Source organism: Enterobacter sp. 22466, from assembly GCF_052044775.1.
GTDB lineage: Bacteria > Pseudomonadota > Gammaproteobacteria > Enterobacterales > Enterobacteriaceae > Enterobacter > Enterobacter dissolvens.
Window position 1 is genome coordinate 77,656 of record NZ_JBQENX010000008.1, and the last position, 13,483, is coordinate 91,138.

Annotated in this window: 10 protein-coding genes; 7 read left to right on the forward strand and 3 right to left on the reverse strand. The window is 56.5% G+C overall.

All coding sequences use genetic code 11. The features are described 5' to 3' along the window. The first annotated feature begins 174 nt into the window (after window positions 1–174). From ACTJJI_RS19405 to hslO, 4 genes are all read left to right on the forward strand, one after another. Window positions 175–2,313, forward strand: coding sequence for an intracellular growth attenuator family protein (locus ACTJJI_RS19405; protein WP_014833553.1), 2,139 nt, complete (start codon window positions 175–177; stop codon window positions 2,311–2,313). A 62-nt stretch (window positions 2,314–2,375) separates the two neighbouring features. After that, complete coding sequence (gene yrfG / locus ACTJJI_RS19410) at window positions 2,376–3,059, forward strand: GMP/IMP nucleotidase (RefSeq protein WP_013099082.1); 684 nt, start codon at window positions 2,376–2,378, stop codon at window positions 3,057–3,059. After that, window positions 3,056–3,457 (forward strand): ribosome-associated heat shock protein Hsp15, encoded by a 402-nt coding sequence (gene hslR, locus ACTJJI_RS19415; protein ID WP_013099083.1) that lies wholly within the window; start codon window positions 3,056–3,058, stop codon window positions 3,455–3,457. Before yrfG ends, hslR begins: the two co-directional genes overlap by 4 nt. A 24-nt stretch (window positions 3,458–3,481) precedes the next feature. Further along, window positions 3,482–4,360: an Hsp33 family molecular chaperone HslO gene (gene hslO, locus ACTJJI_RS19420; RefSeq protein WP_040022722.1), complete on the forward strand. Its 879-nt coding sequence runs from the start codon at window positions 3,482–3,484 to the stop codon at window positions 4,358–4,360. Between the two features lie 34 nt (window positions 4,361–4,394). On the opposite strand, the gene ACTJJI_RS19425 is transcribed toward hslO, so the two are convergent. Further along, window positions 4,395–6,143, reverse strand: coding sequence for a DUF4153 domain-containing protein (locus ACTJJI_RS19425; protein ID WP_440655237.1), 1,749 nt, complete (start codon window positions 6,141–6,143; stop codon window positions 4,395–4,397). Between the two features lie 335 nt (window positions 6,144–6,478). Here ACTJJI_RS19425 and pckA point away from each other — a divergent pair, with 335 nt between their 5' ends. Beyond that, window positions 6,479–8,098 (forward strand): phosphoenolpyruvate carboxykinase (ATP), encoded by a 1,620-nt coding sequence (pckA, locus tag ACTJJI_RS19430; protein ID WP_014833557.1) that lies wholly within the window; start codon window positions 6,479–6,481, stop codon window positions 8,096–8,098. Window positions 8,099–8,193: 95 nt separating this feature from the next. Here the strand turns inward: pckA and envZ are convergent, their stop codons facing one another. Both envZ and ompR read right to left on the reverse strand, forming a co-directional pair. Continuing rightward, complete coding sequence (gene envZ, locus ACTJJI_RS19435; protein WP_028027909.1) at window positions 8,194–9,540, reverse strand: two-component system sensor histidine kinase EnvZ; 1,347 nt, start codon at window positions 9,538–9,540, stop codon at window positions 8,194–8,196. After that, entirely contained in the window at window positions 9,537–10,256 is a 720-nt protein-coding gene (gene ompR / locus ACTJJI_RS19440; RefSeq protein WP_006177890.1) for an osmolarity response regulator transcription factor OmpR, read from the reverse strand. The genes envZ and ompR overlap by 4 nt, the downstream gene beginning before the upstream one ends. A gap of 232 nt (window positions 10,257–10,488) precedes the next feature. Between ompR and greB the strand changes: the two genes are divergently transcribed. Then, the gene (gene greB / locus ACTJJI_RS19445; RefSeq protein WP_013099090.1) at window positions 10,489–10,962 is read left to right on the forward strand and encodes a transcription elongation factor GreB; all 474 of its coding nucleotides are present in this window, start codon (window positions 10,489–10,491) and stop codon (window positions 10,960–10,962) included. Between the two features lie 88 nt (window positions 10,963–11,050). Further along, window positions 11,051–13,381 (forward strand): Tex family protein, encoded by a 2,331-nt coding sequence (locus tag ACTJJI_RS19450; protein ID WP_046889446.1) that lies wholly within the window; start codon window positions 11,051–11,053, stop codon window positions 13,379–13,381. Window positions 13,382–13,483: the final 102 nt, after the last annotated feature.

Here is a 13,483-nt window from a genome sequence, read left to right on the forward strand (position 1 = left end):
AATTTGCTGATATCGCGCCATCACAGGCTTTGCTATCATCATCGGTCACTGGGATGCGCTGCAGAATGCTCAAGTTCGACTCCATGCTTGCCGATAGCCAACCACAGACTCTCATTCATTGTTAAAGGTGCTACTGACTACACCTGTAAGAAGATAAAGTAAGATGGGGAAAGCATGAGCACCATTTTGATCGTTCTCGCTGCTATGCTGGCCGGCGCGTTGGTTGCAGGGTGGTTATACAGGCGTCGCGTACAGCGGCGTTTTCGGCTGCCCTTTTTAAATGCCTTTGCTGGCGCCACAACGCGTAAACTCACGCAAGAAGAGCGTGATGCCGTTGAAAACTACCTTGAGACCCTCAACCGTTCCCAGTTAACGCCTGGGCCAACGGGGGCCACTGCTGCGCCGGTAATCCTCAATCTGAACGCGCAAAGCGACACGGTGCTCTGCGTGACGCGCTCCATTACCCGCTATGGCATCACCACTGACGATCCCAATAAATGGCGCTACTATCTGGATTCCGTCGAAGTGCATCTGCCTCCGTCCTGGGAGCAGTACATTAACGATGAAAACAGCGTCGAGCTGATCCATACCGATTCGCTGCCGCTGGTTATCTCGCTAAACGGCCATACTCTGGGCGAATACCTTCAGGAAGCGCCGCGCTTTGCTCTGGAACGCGCGAGCTCAAAGCAGGCCTCCATCCGTGGCGAAGAGACCGAGCAAATTGAACTGCTGAACATTCGTCAGGAGACGCATGAAGAGCACGCCCTGAGTCGCCCGGATGGCATTCGCGAGGCGGTCCTGATTGTGGCCGCCTTCCTGCTCTTTTTCTTCTGCCTGCTGACGCCGGATGTCTTTGTCCCCTGGCTTGCTGGCGGTGCAGTGCTGCTGTTGGCCGCCGGGCTGTGGGGGCTGTTTGCGCCTCCTGCCAAAACCTCTTTGCGTGAAATTCACTGCCTGCGCGGTACGCCAAAACGCTGGGGCCTGTTTGGTGAGAACGATCAGGAACATATCAACAACATCTCCCTCGGGATTATCGACCTGATCTATCCGCGCCACTGGCAGCCGTGGATCGCCCAGGATTTAGGGCATAAAACCGATATTGATATCTATCTTGACCGCCACGTTGTACGTCAGGGACGCTACCTGTCCCTGCACGATGAAGTGAAGAACTTCCCGCTTCAGCACTGGCTACGCAGCACGGTTATCGCCGGGGGCGCAGCGCTGGTCTTTGCCCTGTTGCTGCTGTTCGTGCCGCTGGATATGCCCATCAAATTCACCCTGTCGTGGATCAAAGGGGCGCAAACCGTTGAAGCCACCAGCGTTAAGCAACTGGATGAAGCCGGCGTACGGGTGGGGGATACGCTCCGTCTGAAGGGAACCGGGATGTGTAACATCCACACACCGGGAGCCTGGAATACCCGTCAGAACTCACCGTTCATGCCGTTCGATTGCTCGCAAATCGTCTGGAACGATGCACCGCCGCTACCGCTACCGGAGTCGGATGTCGTCAATAAAGCCACCGCGCTTACCCAGACGCTTAACCGCCAGTTGCACCCGAAAACCGATGATGATTCACGCGTCAGCCCTGCCCTGCGTTCTGCCATTCAGAAATCCGGAATGGTACTGCTGGATGACTTTGGCGAAATCGTGCTGAAAACGCAGGATTTATGTTCCGCGCAGGACGAATGTGTTCGCCTTAAAAACGCGCTCGTCAACCTGGGTAATAGCAAGGACTGGGACTCGCTGGTGAAGCGCGCCGAAGCGGGTCGACTGGACGGCGTAAATGTACTGCTGCGTCCGGTCAGCGCCGAATCGCTGGATAACCTGGTGGCCACCTCTACCGCGCCGTTTGTGATGCGTGAAACCACCCGTGCGGCCCAGGCGCTGAACAGTCCGGCGCCTGGCGGCTTTGTGATTGTCAGCGATGAAGGGAGCGACCTGGTCGATCAGCCTTACCCGCAGACCGCGCTGTATGACTACCCGGCACAGGAGCAATGGGGGCAGTTCCAGCGTCTGGCGCAGATGCTGATGCAGACCCCGTTCAGCGCCGAAGGGATTGTGACCAGTATCTTTACCGACGCCAACGGCACGCGCCATATCGGCCTGCACCGGATGCCGGACAGCGCGGGGTTATGGCGTTACATCGGTACATCGTTGCTGATGTTTGCGATGCTGGCATCCATTTTCTGGAATGGTTTCATGGCCCTGCGTCGCTACCAGCGTTCACGCACCCGGCTTGCCGAGATCCAGCAATACTACGAAAATTGCCTCAATCCTAAGCTGGTCCCCTCCTCTGAGAGCCTGATCGGATAACATCCCTGCGCGACAAGTTGTGCTACCCTGTCGCGCACGTTTCTTCTGGCTGGAGTTCCCCTATGCATCTTGATATCGCCTGGCAGGAGGTTGATACCGTCCTGCTGGATATGGACGGCACGCTGCTCGATCTCGCCTTCGATAATTACTTCTGGCAAAAGCTGGTCCCGGAAACCTATGGCGAACAGCAGGGTATCTCCCCGGCAGAAGCGCAGGAATTCATTCGTTCGCAATATAGCGCGGTGCAACATACGCTAAACTGGTACTGTCTGGACTACTGGAGCGAACGACTCGGTTTGGATATTTGTGCCATGACCACCGCCCAGGGCCCGCGCGCCGTACTGCGTGAGGACACCGTGCCCTTCCTGGATGCGCTGAAAGCAAGCGGCAAGCGTCGTATTTTGCTGACCAACGCCCATCCGCATAATCTGGCCGTGAAGCTGGAACATACGGGTCTTGCGTCACACCTTGATTTATTACTTTCCACCCACACATTTGGTTATCCGAAAGAGGATCAGCGGTTGTGGCATGCGGTGAAGGAAGAGACCGGTTTACAGCCGGAACGCACGCTGTTCATTGATGACAGCGAGCCCATTCTGGATTCCGCCGCGGCGTTTGGCATTCGCTACTGCCTGGGCGTGACCAATCCTGACTCCGGCCTGGCGGACAAAAGCTATCTGCGGCATCCGGGGCTGGGTGACTATCGTCAGATGATCCCCTCACTGACCGTGAAGGAGACGCCATGAAAGAAAAACCCTCAGATGGGGTAAGACTGGATAAATGGCTGTGGGCAGCCCGTTTTTATAAAACGCGCGCCCTTGCCCGCGAGATGATCGACGGCGGAAAGGTGCATTACAACGGCCAGCGTAGCAAGCCGAGTAAACTGGTTGAACTGAATGCCACCTTAACGCTGCGTCAGGGCAACGATGAACGAACGGTGGTGATTAAAGCCATTACCGAACAACGACGGCCCGCATCTGAAGCCGTACAGCTTTATGAAGAGACGGCTGAGAGCATTGAAAAGCGCGAGAAGACCGCGCTGGCGCGCAAAATGAATGCGCTGACCATGCCCCACCCGGACCGGCGACCGGATAAAAAAGAGCGCCGCGATCTGATGAAATTTAAACACGGTGAGACCGAGTAACCCTCACCTGCACGAGAGACTATTATGGCCCAACACGACCAATTACACCGCTATCTGTTTGAACAATTCGCCGTGCGTGGCGAGCTGGTCACCGTATCCGAAACCTGGAAACAGATTCTGGAAAACCACAACTACCCGCTGCCGGTGAAAACCCTGTTGGGCGAACTGCTGGTTGCCACCAGCCTGCTGACCGCCACGCTGAAGTTTGCTGGTGATATCACCGTGCAGCTGCAGGGTGATGGCCCGATGTCGCTGGCCGTGATCAATGGTAACAATCAGCAGCAGATGCGCGGCGTCGCGCGCGTTCAGGGCGACGTTCCTGACAATGCCGACCTGAAAACACTGGTGGGTAATGGCTACCTGGTGATCACCATCTCCCCGGAAGAAGGTGAACGCTATCAGGGCGTGGTCGGTCTGGAAGGCGATACCCTGGCCGCCTGCCTGGAAGATTACTTCATGCGTTCCGAACAGCTGCCAACTCGCCTGTTCATCCGTACCGGTGAAGTAGACGGTCAACCCGCTGCAGGCGGTATGCTGCTGCAGGTTCTGCCTGCACAGGATGCGCAGACCAATGATTTTGAGCACCTGGCGACGCTGACCGAAACCATCAAGGCGGAAGAGCTGTTCAACCTGTCGGCGACCGATGTGCTGTGGCGTCTGTATCATGAAGAAGAGGTGACGGTTTACGATCCGCAGGCCGTGGAGTTTAAGTGTACCTGCTCACGCGAACGCTGCGCTGGCGCACTGAAAACCCTGCCGGATGAAGAGATCGACAGCATTATGGCTGAAGACGGTGAAATCGATATGCACTGTGACTACTGCGGTACGCACTATGTGTTCAATTCGATGGATATCGCTGAGATCCGCAACAACGCCTCTCCGGCGGATCCGCAGGTCCACTGATCATAAAGCAACGGCTCCGCAAGGAGCCGTTTTGTTAACGCACCAGCGCATTATCGTAATTTATCTCTACGCGTTCCCCGAAGATCTGAATATCTGCCCACGGCTTCACAACGGGTTTCACCTTCCCCTGCTGCACTGCGCGTTCCAGCTCTTCCCGTGATAAACCATCAGGCATTTTCCAGGTATCGCCTGCCAGCTTCCAGCCGGTACGGGTTTGCGTGTACACCACAATCGTGCGGTCGCTAAACTGATAAATCACCGCTTCAGGCTTGCCGTCGCCGTTCAGATCCAGCGACATCAGTAAACAGGTTTTCCGCTCGCGGCTGCAGGAATCAAATCGGTACTGGTTATTCAGCATCGCCTGCCACAACCCCTTGTCGGGTCGAGACGTACCCGGTGCGAGCTGGATCTGTTTCTCAAGCACTGCGACTGTCATCTTCCCTGCTCCGTCCCGATTTCCGCTGAGAAGGCCGTACAGCTCACGCTGGCGCTTTGGCTCAGCCATAAACTGCCGATCGTATTGCAGCGTCTGCATCGCCTCGCGTCCCTTACGCCCGCTGTTGCTGAGCATATACAGGCTGACCTGATCCGCGTTGATGCGCCCGTCATGATAACGGGACATGTGGCTTTCAACGCTGATACGCCACGGATCAAGCACCGGCGTATGAACCAGAATAAGAAGAGTAAGCGCAAGTAATCCCGTTACCGGGATAACGTAAGCCTGCAGCTTTTGCGCTTCGCGGCGGGTGAAGACAACGCTTATGCAAAATCCTACCGCCCAGACCAGCGCCACCAGCGTAATGAGCACGCCATAGAGACGTTCCGGTGACCAGCCATATTGCGAAATGCGCAGCCATAACGCCCACCCTGCTAACACCGGATAGGTGGGAACGATAGCGATGGCGAGACGAACCATCCCGTTGAGAAGCGCATAGTAAGGTAGCGTCTGACGCTGCGGATGCCAGACAATCGTCACCAGAAAAAGGAGCAGTAGCGCTAAGGCGGTCAGCAGGCCCGCCGCGGATATCCGTGCGGAAATGGCCTCAAAGCCCATCATGGGCAATGCGCCAATAAACAGCAGCGCTAAGGCCGCCATCAGAGGTAACAGGCCGGTGGCGATCAGGGTAAGCAGGTTTTGTAATGCGCGCATCAAGCGCACCTGCATGCGCGCCAGTACGGCGACACTGGCAGAAACCACGCCAATCGCCACTGAAATAAACCAGTCAGACTGGAAGAAAAGGCGATCAAAAAACTGAATGCCAATGAGTTTGAAGAGTTCAGCCCAGAGGAAAAGCACCAGCCAGAAGAGGCCGTTGGAGATAAAAATAGTCAGTACAGTCAGCGCGTTGTGCCAGTGCTTATCGTAAAAATCACTGTAGAACGAGGCCGTCGTCTCAGGCGACAGACGCCTTTGCAGCCATGGCAACATCAATAGCATCATCAACAGAAGATGAAAGCCCCAGACGAGTACGGCTTCTTTGATTTCCCAGTGTTCAAGCCCCGATACGCTCCACTTAAGCCAGGCGCCCATCCCGGCGACAACAGCGCCAACGATCGCGAGCGCCAGCCAGAGTAACGGTTTTCTGAATGACGTCACGGAAAGCGCGACAGTGGCGGTCATCGCCACCGTTGCAGGCATCACGCACAACGACCACACCGTATCGGATGGCAATTTCGCATACGCGATGTACTCACTGATCCCGTAGCAAATTAGTCCCTGTAAAGCACCCACCAGCACGACGGCCAGGCGCGTTGAAGGGGATAACGTTTCACTGTTTTCCATCTCTCATCCCTTTTCCAGAAAAGCGTATTGTTTCATCAATCCGCGAATGACATGAATCGTTTTCATACTGTAACCCTTACGTAATTTTCTTACGTGTATGCGATTACATTCACATTCTTTCCGATAAAATCACCAGCCATTAACCTTTTCGGAACATTTTCCCCAACAAAAAAGTGATTCCTGCGATAATCCGCCTGCCCTGTGACTGGAGTCGCAGCGTTTTCCGTTAGTAAGGGTTTTGACCAGATACGTAAATCTATGAGCCCCGTCGCGGTTAACAACCTCAGAAAAACCCTACAATTTCAGGCAGTACATATTGGCTAAGGAGCAGTGATATGCGTGTTACTGGTTTAACCCCGCAAGATCTCAAGGCTTATGGTATTCACGACGTCCAGGAAATCGTCTACAACCCCGATTACGATACGCTGTATCAGGAAGAGCTCAATCCAGCACTGGAAGGATACGAGCGAGGTGTGTTGACTAACCTTGGTGCTATCGCCGTCGATACCGGTATCTTTACCGGTCGTTCGCCGAAAGATAAGTATATCGTCCGAGACGAAACCACCCGCGACACGCTGTGGTGGGCTGACAAGGGCAAAGGGAAGAACGATAACAAACCGCTCTCCCCGGAAACCTGGCAGCATCTGAAAGGGCTCGTCACCCAGCAACTTTCCGGCAAGCGTCTGTTCATTGTCGACGCTTTCTGCGGCGCTAACGCCGACACCCGTCTTTCCGTGCGTTTTATCACCGAAGTGGCCTGGCAGGCGCATTTCGTGAAAAACATGTTTATTCGTCCAACCGACGAAGAGCTGCAGACGTTCAAACCCGATTTCATCGTGATGAACGGTGCCAAATGCACCAACCCACAGTGGCAAGAGCAGGGCCTGAACTCCGAGAACTTTATCGCCTTTAACCTGACCGAGCGTATCCAGCTGATTGGCGGTACCTGGTACGGCGGCGAGATGAAGAAAGGGATGTTCTCGGTCATGAACTACCTGCTGCCGCTGCGCGGTATCGCCTCCATGCACTGCTCAGCGAACGTCGGTGAAAAAGGGGATGTAGCGGTGTTCTTCGGCCTGTCCGGCACCGGTAAAACCACCCTGTCTACCGATCCAAAACGTCGTCTGATTGGGGATGACGAGCACGGCTGGGATGACGACGGCGTGTTTAACTTCGAAGGCGGTTGCTACGCGAAGACCATCCGTCTGTCTGAAGAAGCTGAGCCGGATATCTTCCATGCCATCCGCCGCGATGCGCTGCTGGAAAACGTCACCGTACGTGCCGACGGATCTATCGACTTCGACGACGCATCCAAAACCGAAAACACCCGCGTTTCCTACCCGATCTACCACATCGACAACATTGTGAAGCCGGTGTCGAAAGCGGGTCATGCGACGAAGGTGATTTTCCTGACGGCGGATGCGTTCGGCGTGCTGCCGCCGGTTTCCCGCCTGACCGCCAGCCAGACGCAGTATCACTTCCTCTCCGGTTTTACCGCCAAACTGGCGGGCACCGAGCGCGGCGTGACGGAGCCAACCCCAACTTTCTCCGCCTGCTTCGGCGCGGCCTTCCTGTCGCTGCACCCGACGCAGTACGCAGAAGTGCTGGTAAAACGCATGCAGGCCTCCGGGGCGCAGGCGTACCTGGTTAACACCGGCTGGAACGGTACCGGCAAGCGTATCTCCATCAAAGATACCCGCGCCATTATCGACGCCATTCTGGATGGTTCTCTGGATAACGCTGAAACCTTCACCCTGCCGATGTTTGATCTGGCTATTCCAACGGCGCTGCCGGGCGTGGATACGCATATCCTTGACCCGCGTAACACCTATGGATCCCCGGAACAGTGGCGTGAGAAAGCGGAAACGCTGGCGAAGCTGTTTATTGAGAACTTCGAGAAGTATACCGATACCCCGGCGGGTGAAGCGCTGGTGAGTGCGGGACCGAAGCTGTAGGTAAAAGCAAAAAGGCAACGAAAGTTGCCTTTTTTAATGGTTTCTCCCTCTCCCCGTGGGAGAGGGCCGGGGTAGGGCATCAGGCCGCACCCCGATTAACCCTCTTTCACCTGCCCCCGCGTCACCGGCACCGGCAACCAGGCGCGAATGCTCAACCCACCCCGCTCGCTGGTACCAATCTCCAGCAAACCGTTATGGTTATCAACAATACGCTGCACAATCGCCAGGCCTAAACCGGTTCCGCTGGTGCTGCGCGCGCTGTCGCCGCGCACAAACGGCTGGAACAGATGCTTACGCTGCTCGGGCTTGATACCCGGACCGTCATCTTCCACCTGGAACCAGGCGCGGTTAAGTTCCGATCCGCTGCTGACTTTAATCCAGCCATTACCGTAGCGGGCCGCATTCACCACCATGTTCGCCACCGCGCGCTTGATGGAGAGCGGATGCATGCGAACCTGAATCTCACCGGCCTGAAGGTCAGTCTCAATCTCGCGCTCGTAGCCGCTCTCTGCCGCCACCACTTCGCCCAGCACCGCGTTCAGGTCAGCCATCTCCATCGGCATCTCCTGCCCGGTACGCAGGTAGTCAATAAACTGCTCAATGATGGCGTTACACTCTTCGATATCCTTGTTGATGGACTCGGCGAGATAACCGTCCTCTTCGCCCATCATCTCCGTCGCCAGGCGGATACGCGTGAGTGGCGTACGCAGATCATGGCTAACGCCCGCCATCAGCAGCGTACGGTCATCCGCCAGCTGTTTGACGCCAGCCGCCATATGATTAAACGCGCGCGTCACCGAACGCACCTCCGATGCGCCATATTCACGCAGCGGCGGAGGAATAATGCCTTTACCGACCTGCAGCGCTGCGTGCTCCAGGTCGACCAGCGGTCGGTTCTGTATACGGATAAACAGCCACGCGCCGCCTATCGCTAACAGCATGATGGCAAGGGTGTAGCGGAACAGCGGCGAGAAGTCGCCCTGGTGGATTTCTGTCAGCGGAACGCGCACCCAGATATTGGGTGACAGCCAGGTTTTCAGCCAGACGACAGGCGAGCTTTTGTTGACCTCAACACGCACTTCCGTCGGGCCACCCAGCTGCTGTGCCATCTGCTGGCTGAGGAATTCATAGTGCTGTGCCCAGCGCAGACCCGCGTCTTCCGCCGCTTCATTCGAGTAGAGCGAAATGCCCAGTTCACGGTAGATTTCACGGCGAAACGCCGGAGGAACCACTAACTGCGTGCCGTCCTCCAGCTGCAGTTTATCGGTCATCAGCATACGCACTTCGTACGCCAGGACCTTATTAAACTGCTGAAGGCTCGGCAGGATCGCAAAGTTCAGCACCACCAGGTAGGTTGTCACCAGGCTGACAAACAGCAGGGTGACAATCAAAAGCAGGGTACGGGCAAACGAGCTTCGCGGTGAGAAGCGCATTCGCCTCATGCTTTAGCGCCGTCCGGGACGAACACGTAGCCCAGACCCCACACGGTCTGAATATAACGAGGATGCGCCGGATCTTCTTCCACCATGCGGCGCAGACGAGAGATCTGCACGTCGATGGAGCGTTCCATTGCGGAATATTCGCGGCCACGCGCCAGGTTCATCAGCTTGTCACGGGAGAGGGGCTCACGCGGGTGGCTGACCAGCGCTTTCAGTACCGCGAACTCGCCGCTGGTGAGCGGCATTGGCTCGTCTTCACGGAACATCTCACGCGTACCGAGGTTCAGCTTGAACTTCCCGAACGCAATCACCGCTTCTTCCTGCGACGGTGCGCCTGGCAGTTCGTTCGCCTGACGGCGCAGCACGGCACGAATACGCGCCAGCAGTTCACGCGGGTTAAACGGTTTAGGAATGTAGTCGTCAGCGCCGATTTCGAGGCCCACGATACGGTCAACCTCTTCCCCTTTCGCCGTCACCATAATGATTGGCATGGGGTTGCTCTGGCTGCGCAGTCGGCGGCAAATAGAGAGCCCGTCTTCGCCCGGCAGCATCAGGTCGAGGACCATCAGATGGAAGGATTCACGGGTCAGCAGGCGGTCCATCTGCTCAGCGTTCGCGACGCTACGAACCTGGAAGCCCTGCTCGGTCAGATAACGTTCCAGCAGCGCACGCAGGCGCATGTCGTCATCCACGACCAGAATTTTGTAGTTCTCTTGCATTGTGTGTACTCCCAAAGGTTCGGATAGTCTAATAACAGCGTATTCTAAAAAAGTGCACGGGTTCGACCAGCGAATTCTGGTATAAATTCTAGTCGAAATTGTTACAAAGCATATTTAACAGCAGCTTATCTGCACAATTCATCACATAAATGATTATTAACGCTGTCTGATAGACTACGTGATACGTAATGTGCGCAATGTTTGCAATGAAGTCGAGTCTGAAGGTCACAGTATGAAAACGCCCCTGATCACCCGCGAAGGGTACGAAAAACTCAAAAAAGAGATGGATTACCTGTGGCGCGAAGAGCGTCCGGAAGTGACCAAAAAAGTGACCTGGGCGGCAAGCCTGGGCGACCGCAGCGAAAATGCTGACTACCAGTACAACAAGAAGCGGCTGCGTGAGATCGACCGCCGGGTACGCTATCTGACCAAATGTCTCGAAAATCTTAAAATTGTCGATTATTCGCCGCAGCAGGAGGGCAAAGTGTTCTTCGGCGCGTGGGTTGAGATCGAGAATGATGATGGCAATACCCTGCGCTTTCGCATTGTCGGGTACGACGAAATTTTTGGCCGTAAGGATTACATCTCCATCGACTCGCCGATGGCCCGCGCGCTGCTGAAAAAGGAGGTGGGTGATTTAGCCGTCGTCCAGACCCCGGCCGGAGAAGCGAGCTGGTACGTGAACGAGATCACCTACGTAAAATAGTCCGAGAGCGCCCTCCACGGCTGGCATTTTGCCGTGTCAGCCCGTATAACTATCCCCTGATTTTTTCGACTCAACAGATGATAAAGCCATGATGAAAGATTCGCTCTGCCGCATTATTGCGGGTGAACTTCAGGCCAGAGCCGAACAGGTAGAAGCTGCCGTTCGCCTGCTTGATGAAGGGAACACCGTGCCGTTTATTGCACGTTATCGTAAGGAAGTCACCGGCGGTCTGGATGACACGCAGCTGCGTAACCTGGAGACCCGTCTGGGCTACCTCCGCGAACTGGAAGACCGCCGTCAGGCAATCCTCAAATCCATCGGCGAACAGGGCAAACTGACCAGCGATCTGGAAAAGGCCATTAACGGCACCCTGAGTAAAACCGAACTCGAAGACCTCTATCTGCCGTATAAACCGAAGCGCCGTACGCGCGGGCAGATTGCAATTGAAGCAGGTCTGGAGCCGCTGGCCGAGCTGCTGTGGAACGAACCGTCACACGACCCGGAAACCGAAGCGGCCAAATTTATCGACGCTGACAAAGGCGTGGCAGACACCAAAGCGGCCCTTGATGGCGCACGCTACATTCTGATGGAGCGCTTCTCCGAGGATGCCGCCCTGCTCTCCCGTGTGCGTGATTATCTGTGGAAGAACGCCCACATCGTCTCTACCGTGGTGGCAGGCAAAGAAGAGGAAGGCGCGAAATTCCGCGACTACTTCGATCACCACGAACCGATTTCAACCGTGCCTTCTCACCGTGCACTGGCCATGTTCCGCGGCCGTAATGAAGGCGTGCTGCAGCTCTCTCTCAACGCCGACCCGCAGTTTGATGAGCCGCCAAAAGAGAGCCACTGCGAGCAGATCATCACCGACCACCTCGGCCTGCGCCTGAATAACGCCCCGGCAGACAGCTGGCGTAAAGGCGTGGTGAGCTGGACGTGGCGCATTAAGGTGCTGATGCACCTCGAAACCGAACTGATGGGCACCGTGCGCGAGCGCGCTGAAGACGAAGCAATCAACGTCTTTGCCCGTAACCTGCATGACCTGCTGATGGCCGCACCTGCTGGCCTGCGTGCGACCATGGGTCTCGATCCGGGTCTGCGTACCGGCGTAAAAGTGGCGGTGGTTGACGGCACCGGCAAGCTGGTGGCAACCGACACCATTTACCCGCATACCGGTCAGGCGGCGAAGGCCGCTGTAGTGGTGGCCGCGCTGTGCGAGAAATATAACGTTGAGCTGGTGGCTATCGGCAACGGTACGGCCTCCCGCGAAACCGAACGTTTCTACCTCGACGTTCAGAAACAGTTCCCGAAAGTGACGGCGCAGAAAGTGATCGTCAGCGAGGCCGGGGCGTCCGTCTATTCTGCGTCAGAGCTGGCGGCCCAGGAGTTCCCGGACCTGGACGTCTCCCTGCGCGGTGCGGTCTCTATCGCCCGTCGTCTGCAGGATCCGCTGGCGGAACTGGTGAAGATCGACCCGAAATCCATCGGTGTGGGCCAGTATCAGCACGACGTGAGCCAGACGCAGCTGGCGCGTAAGCTGGATGCGGTGGTGGAAGATTGCGTAAACGCCGTGGGCGTGGACCTGAACACCGCCTCCGTTCCTCTGCTGACCCGCGTGGCAGGCTTAACCCGCATGATGGCGCAGAACATCGTTGCCTGGCGTGATGAGAACGGTCAGTTCCAGAACCGCCAGCAGTTGCTGAAGGTAAGCCGTCTGGGGCCGAAAGCGTTTGAGCAGTGTGCGGGCTTCCTGCGCATCAACCACGGCGATAACCCGCTGGATGCGTCAACCGTTCATCCGGAAGCCTACCCGGTGGTTGAGCGCATACTGGCAGCGACCCAGCAGGCACTCAAAGACCTGATGGGCGACAGCAACGCGCTGCGCAACCTGAAAGCGGTCGATTTCACCGACGAGCAGTTCGGCGTGCCGACCGTGACCGACATCATCAAAGAGCTGGAAAAACCGGGCCGCGATCCGCGTCCTGAGTTTAAAACCGCGACCTTTGCTGACGGCGTGGAGACCATGAACGACCTGCTGCCCGGCATGGTGCTGGAAGGTGCGGTCACCAACGTCACCAACTTTGGCGCGTTTGTGGATATCGGCGTGCATCAGGACGGTCTGGTCCATATCTCTTCCCTCGCCGACAAGTTTGTTGAAGACCCGCATACCGTGGTCAAAGCGGGCGACATCGTGAAGGTGAAAGTGCTGGAAGTGGACCTGCAGCGCAAGCGCATCGCGCTGACCATGCGTCTGGACGAACAGCCAGGTGAAACCAACGCGCGCCGCGGCAGTAACGGCGGTGGCCGTGAGCAGCAGCGCCCGGCCGCCAAAGGCGCGAAGCCACGCGGACGTGATGCGCAGCCTGCGGGCAACAGCGCGATGATGGATGCGCTGGCGGCCGCGATGGGTAAGAAACGCTAAGGTTGTAAATGCCCCTCACCCTAACCCTCTCCCTTGGGGAGAGGGCCGGGGTGAGAGGACAAATTATATCGCAAGAGATGAAACCGATTGCATATCCATATT

Excerpts from the sequence above, each read along its gene's own strand:
- yrfG (WP_013099082.1), top strand. The coding sequence starts at position 2,376 with ATGCATCTTGATATCGCCTGGCAGGAGGTTGATACCGTCCTGCTGGAT.
- ACTJJI_RS19425 (WP_440655237.1), bottom strand. The coding sequence starts at position 6,143 with ATGGAAAACAGTGAAACGTTATCCCCTTCAACGCGCCTGGCCGTCGTG.
- ACTJJI_RS19450 (WP_046889446.1), top strand. The coding sequence starts at position 11,051 with ATGATGAAAGATTCGCTCTGCCGCATTATTGCGGGTGAACTTCAGGCC.
- hslR (WP_013099083.1), top strand. The coding sequence starts at position 3,056 with ATGAAAGAAAAACCCTCAGATGGGGTAAGACTGGATAAATGGCTGTGG.
- envZ (WP_028027909.1), bottom strand. The coding sequence starts at position 9,540 with ATGAGGCGAATGCGCTTCTCACCGCGAAGCTCGTTTGCCCGTACCCTG.
- ompR (WP_006177890.1), bottom strand. The coding sequence starts at position 10,256 with ATGCAAGAGAACTACAAAATTCTGGTCGTGGATGACGACATGCGCCTG.
- hslO (WP_040022722.1), top strand. The coding sequence starts at position 3,482 with ATGGCCCAACACGACCAATTACACCGCTATCTGTTTGAACAATTCGCC.
- greB (WP_013099090.1), top strand. The coding sequence starts at position 10,489 with ATGAAAACGCCCCTGATCACCCGCGAAGGGTACGAAAAACTCAAAAAA.
- ACTJJI_RS19405 (WP_014833553.1), top strand. The coding sequence starts at position 175 with ATGAGCACCATTTTGATCGTTCTCGCTGCTATGCTGGCCGGCGCGTTG.
- pckA (WP_014833557.1), top strand. The coding sequence starts at position 6,479 with ATGCGTGTTACTGGTTTAACCCCGCAAGATCTCAAGGCTTATGGTATT.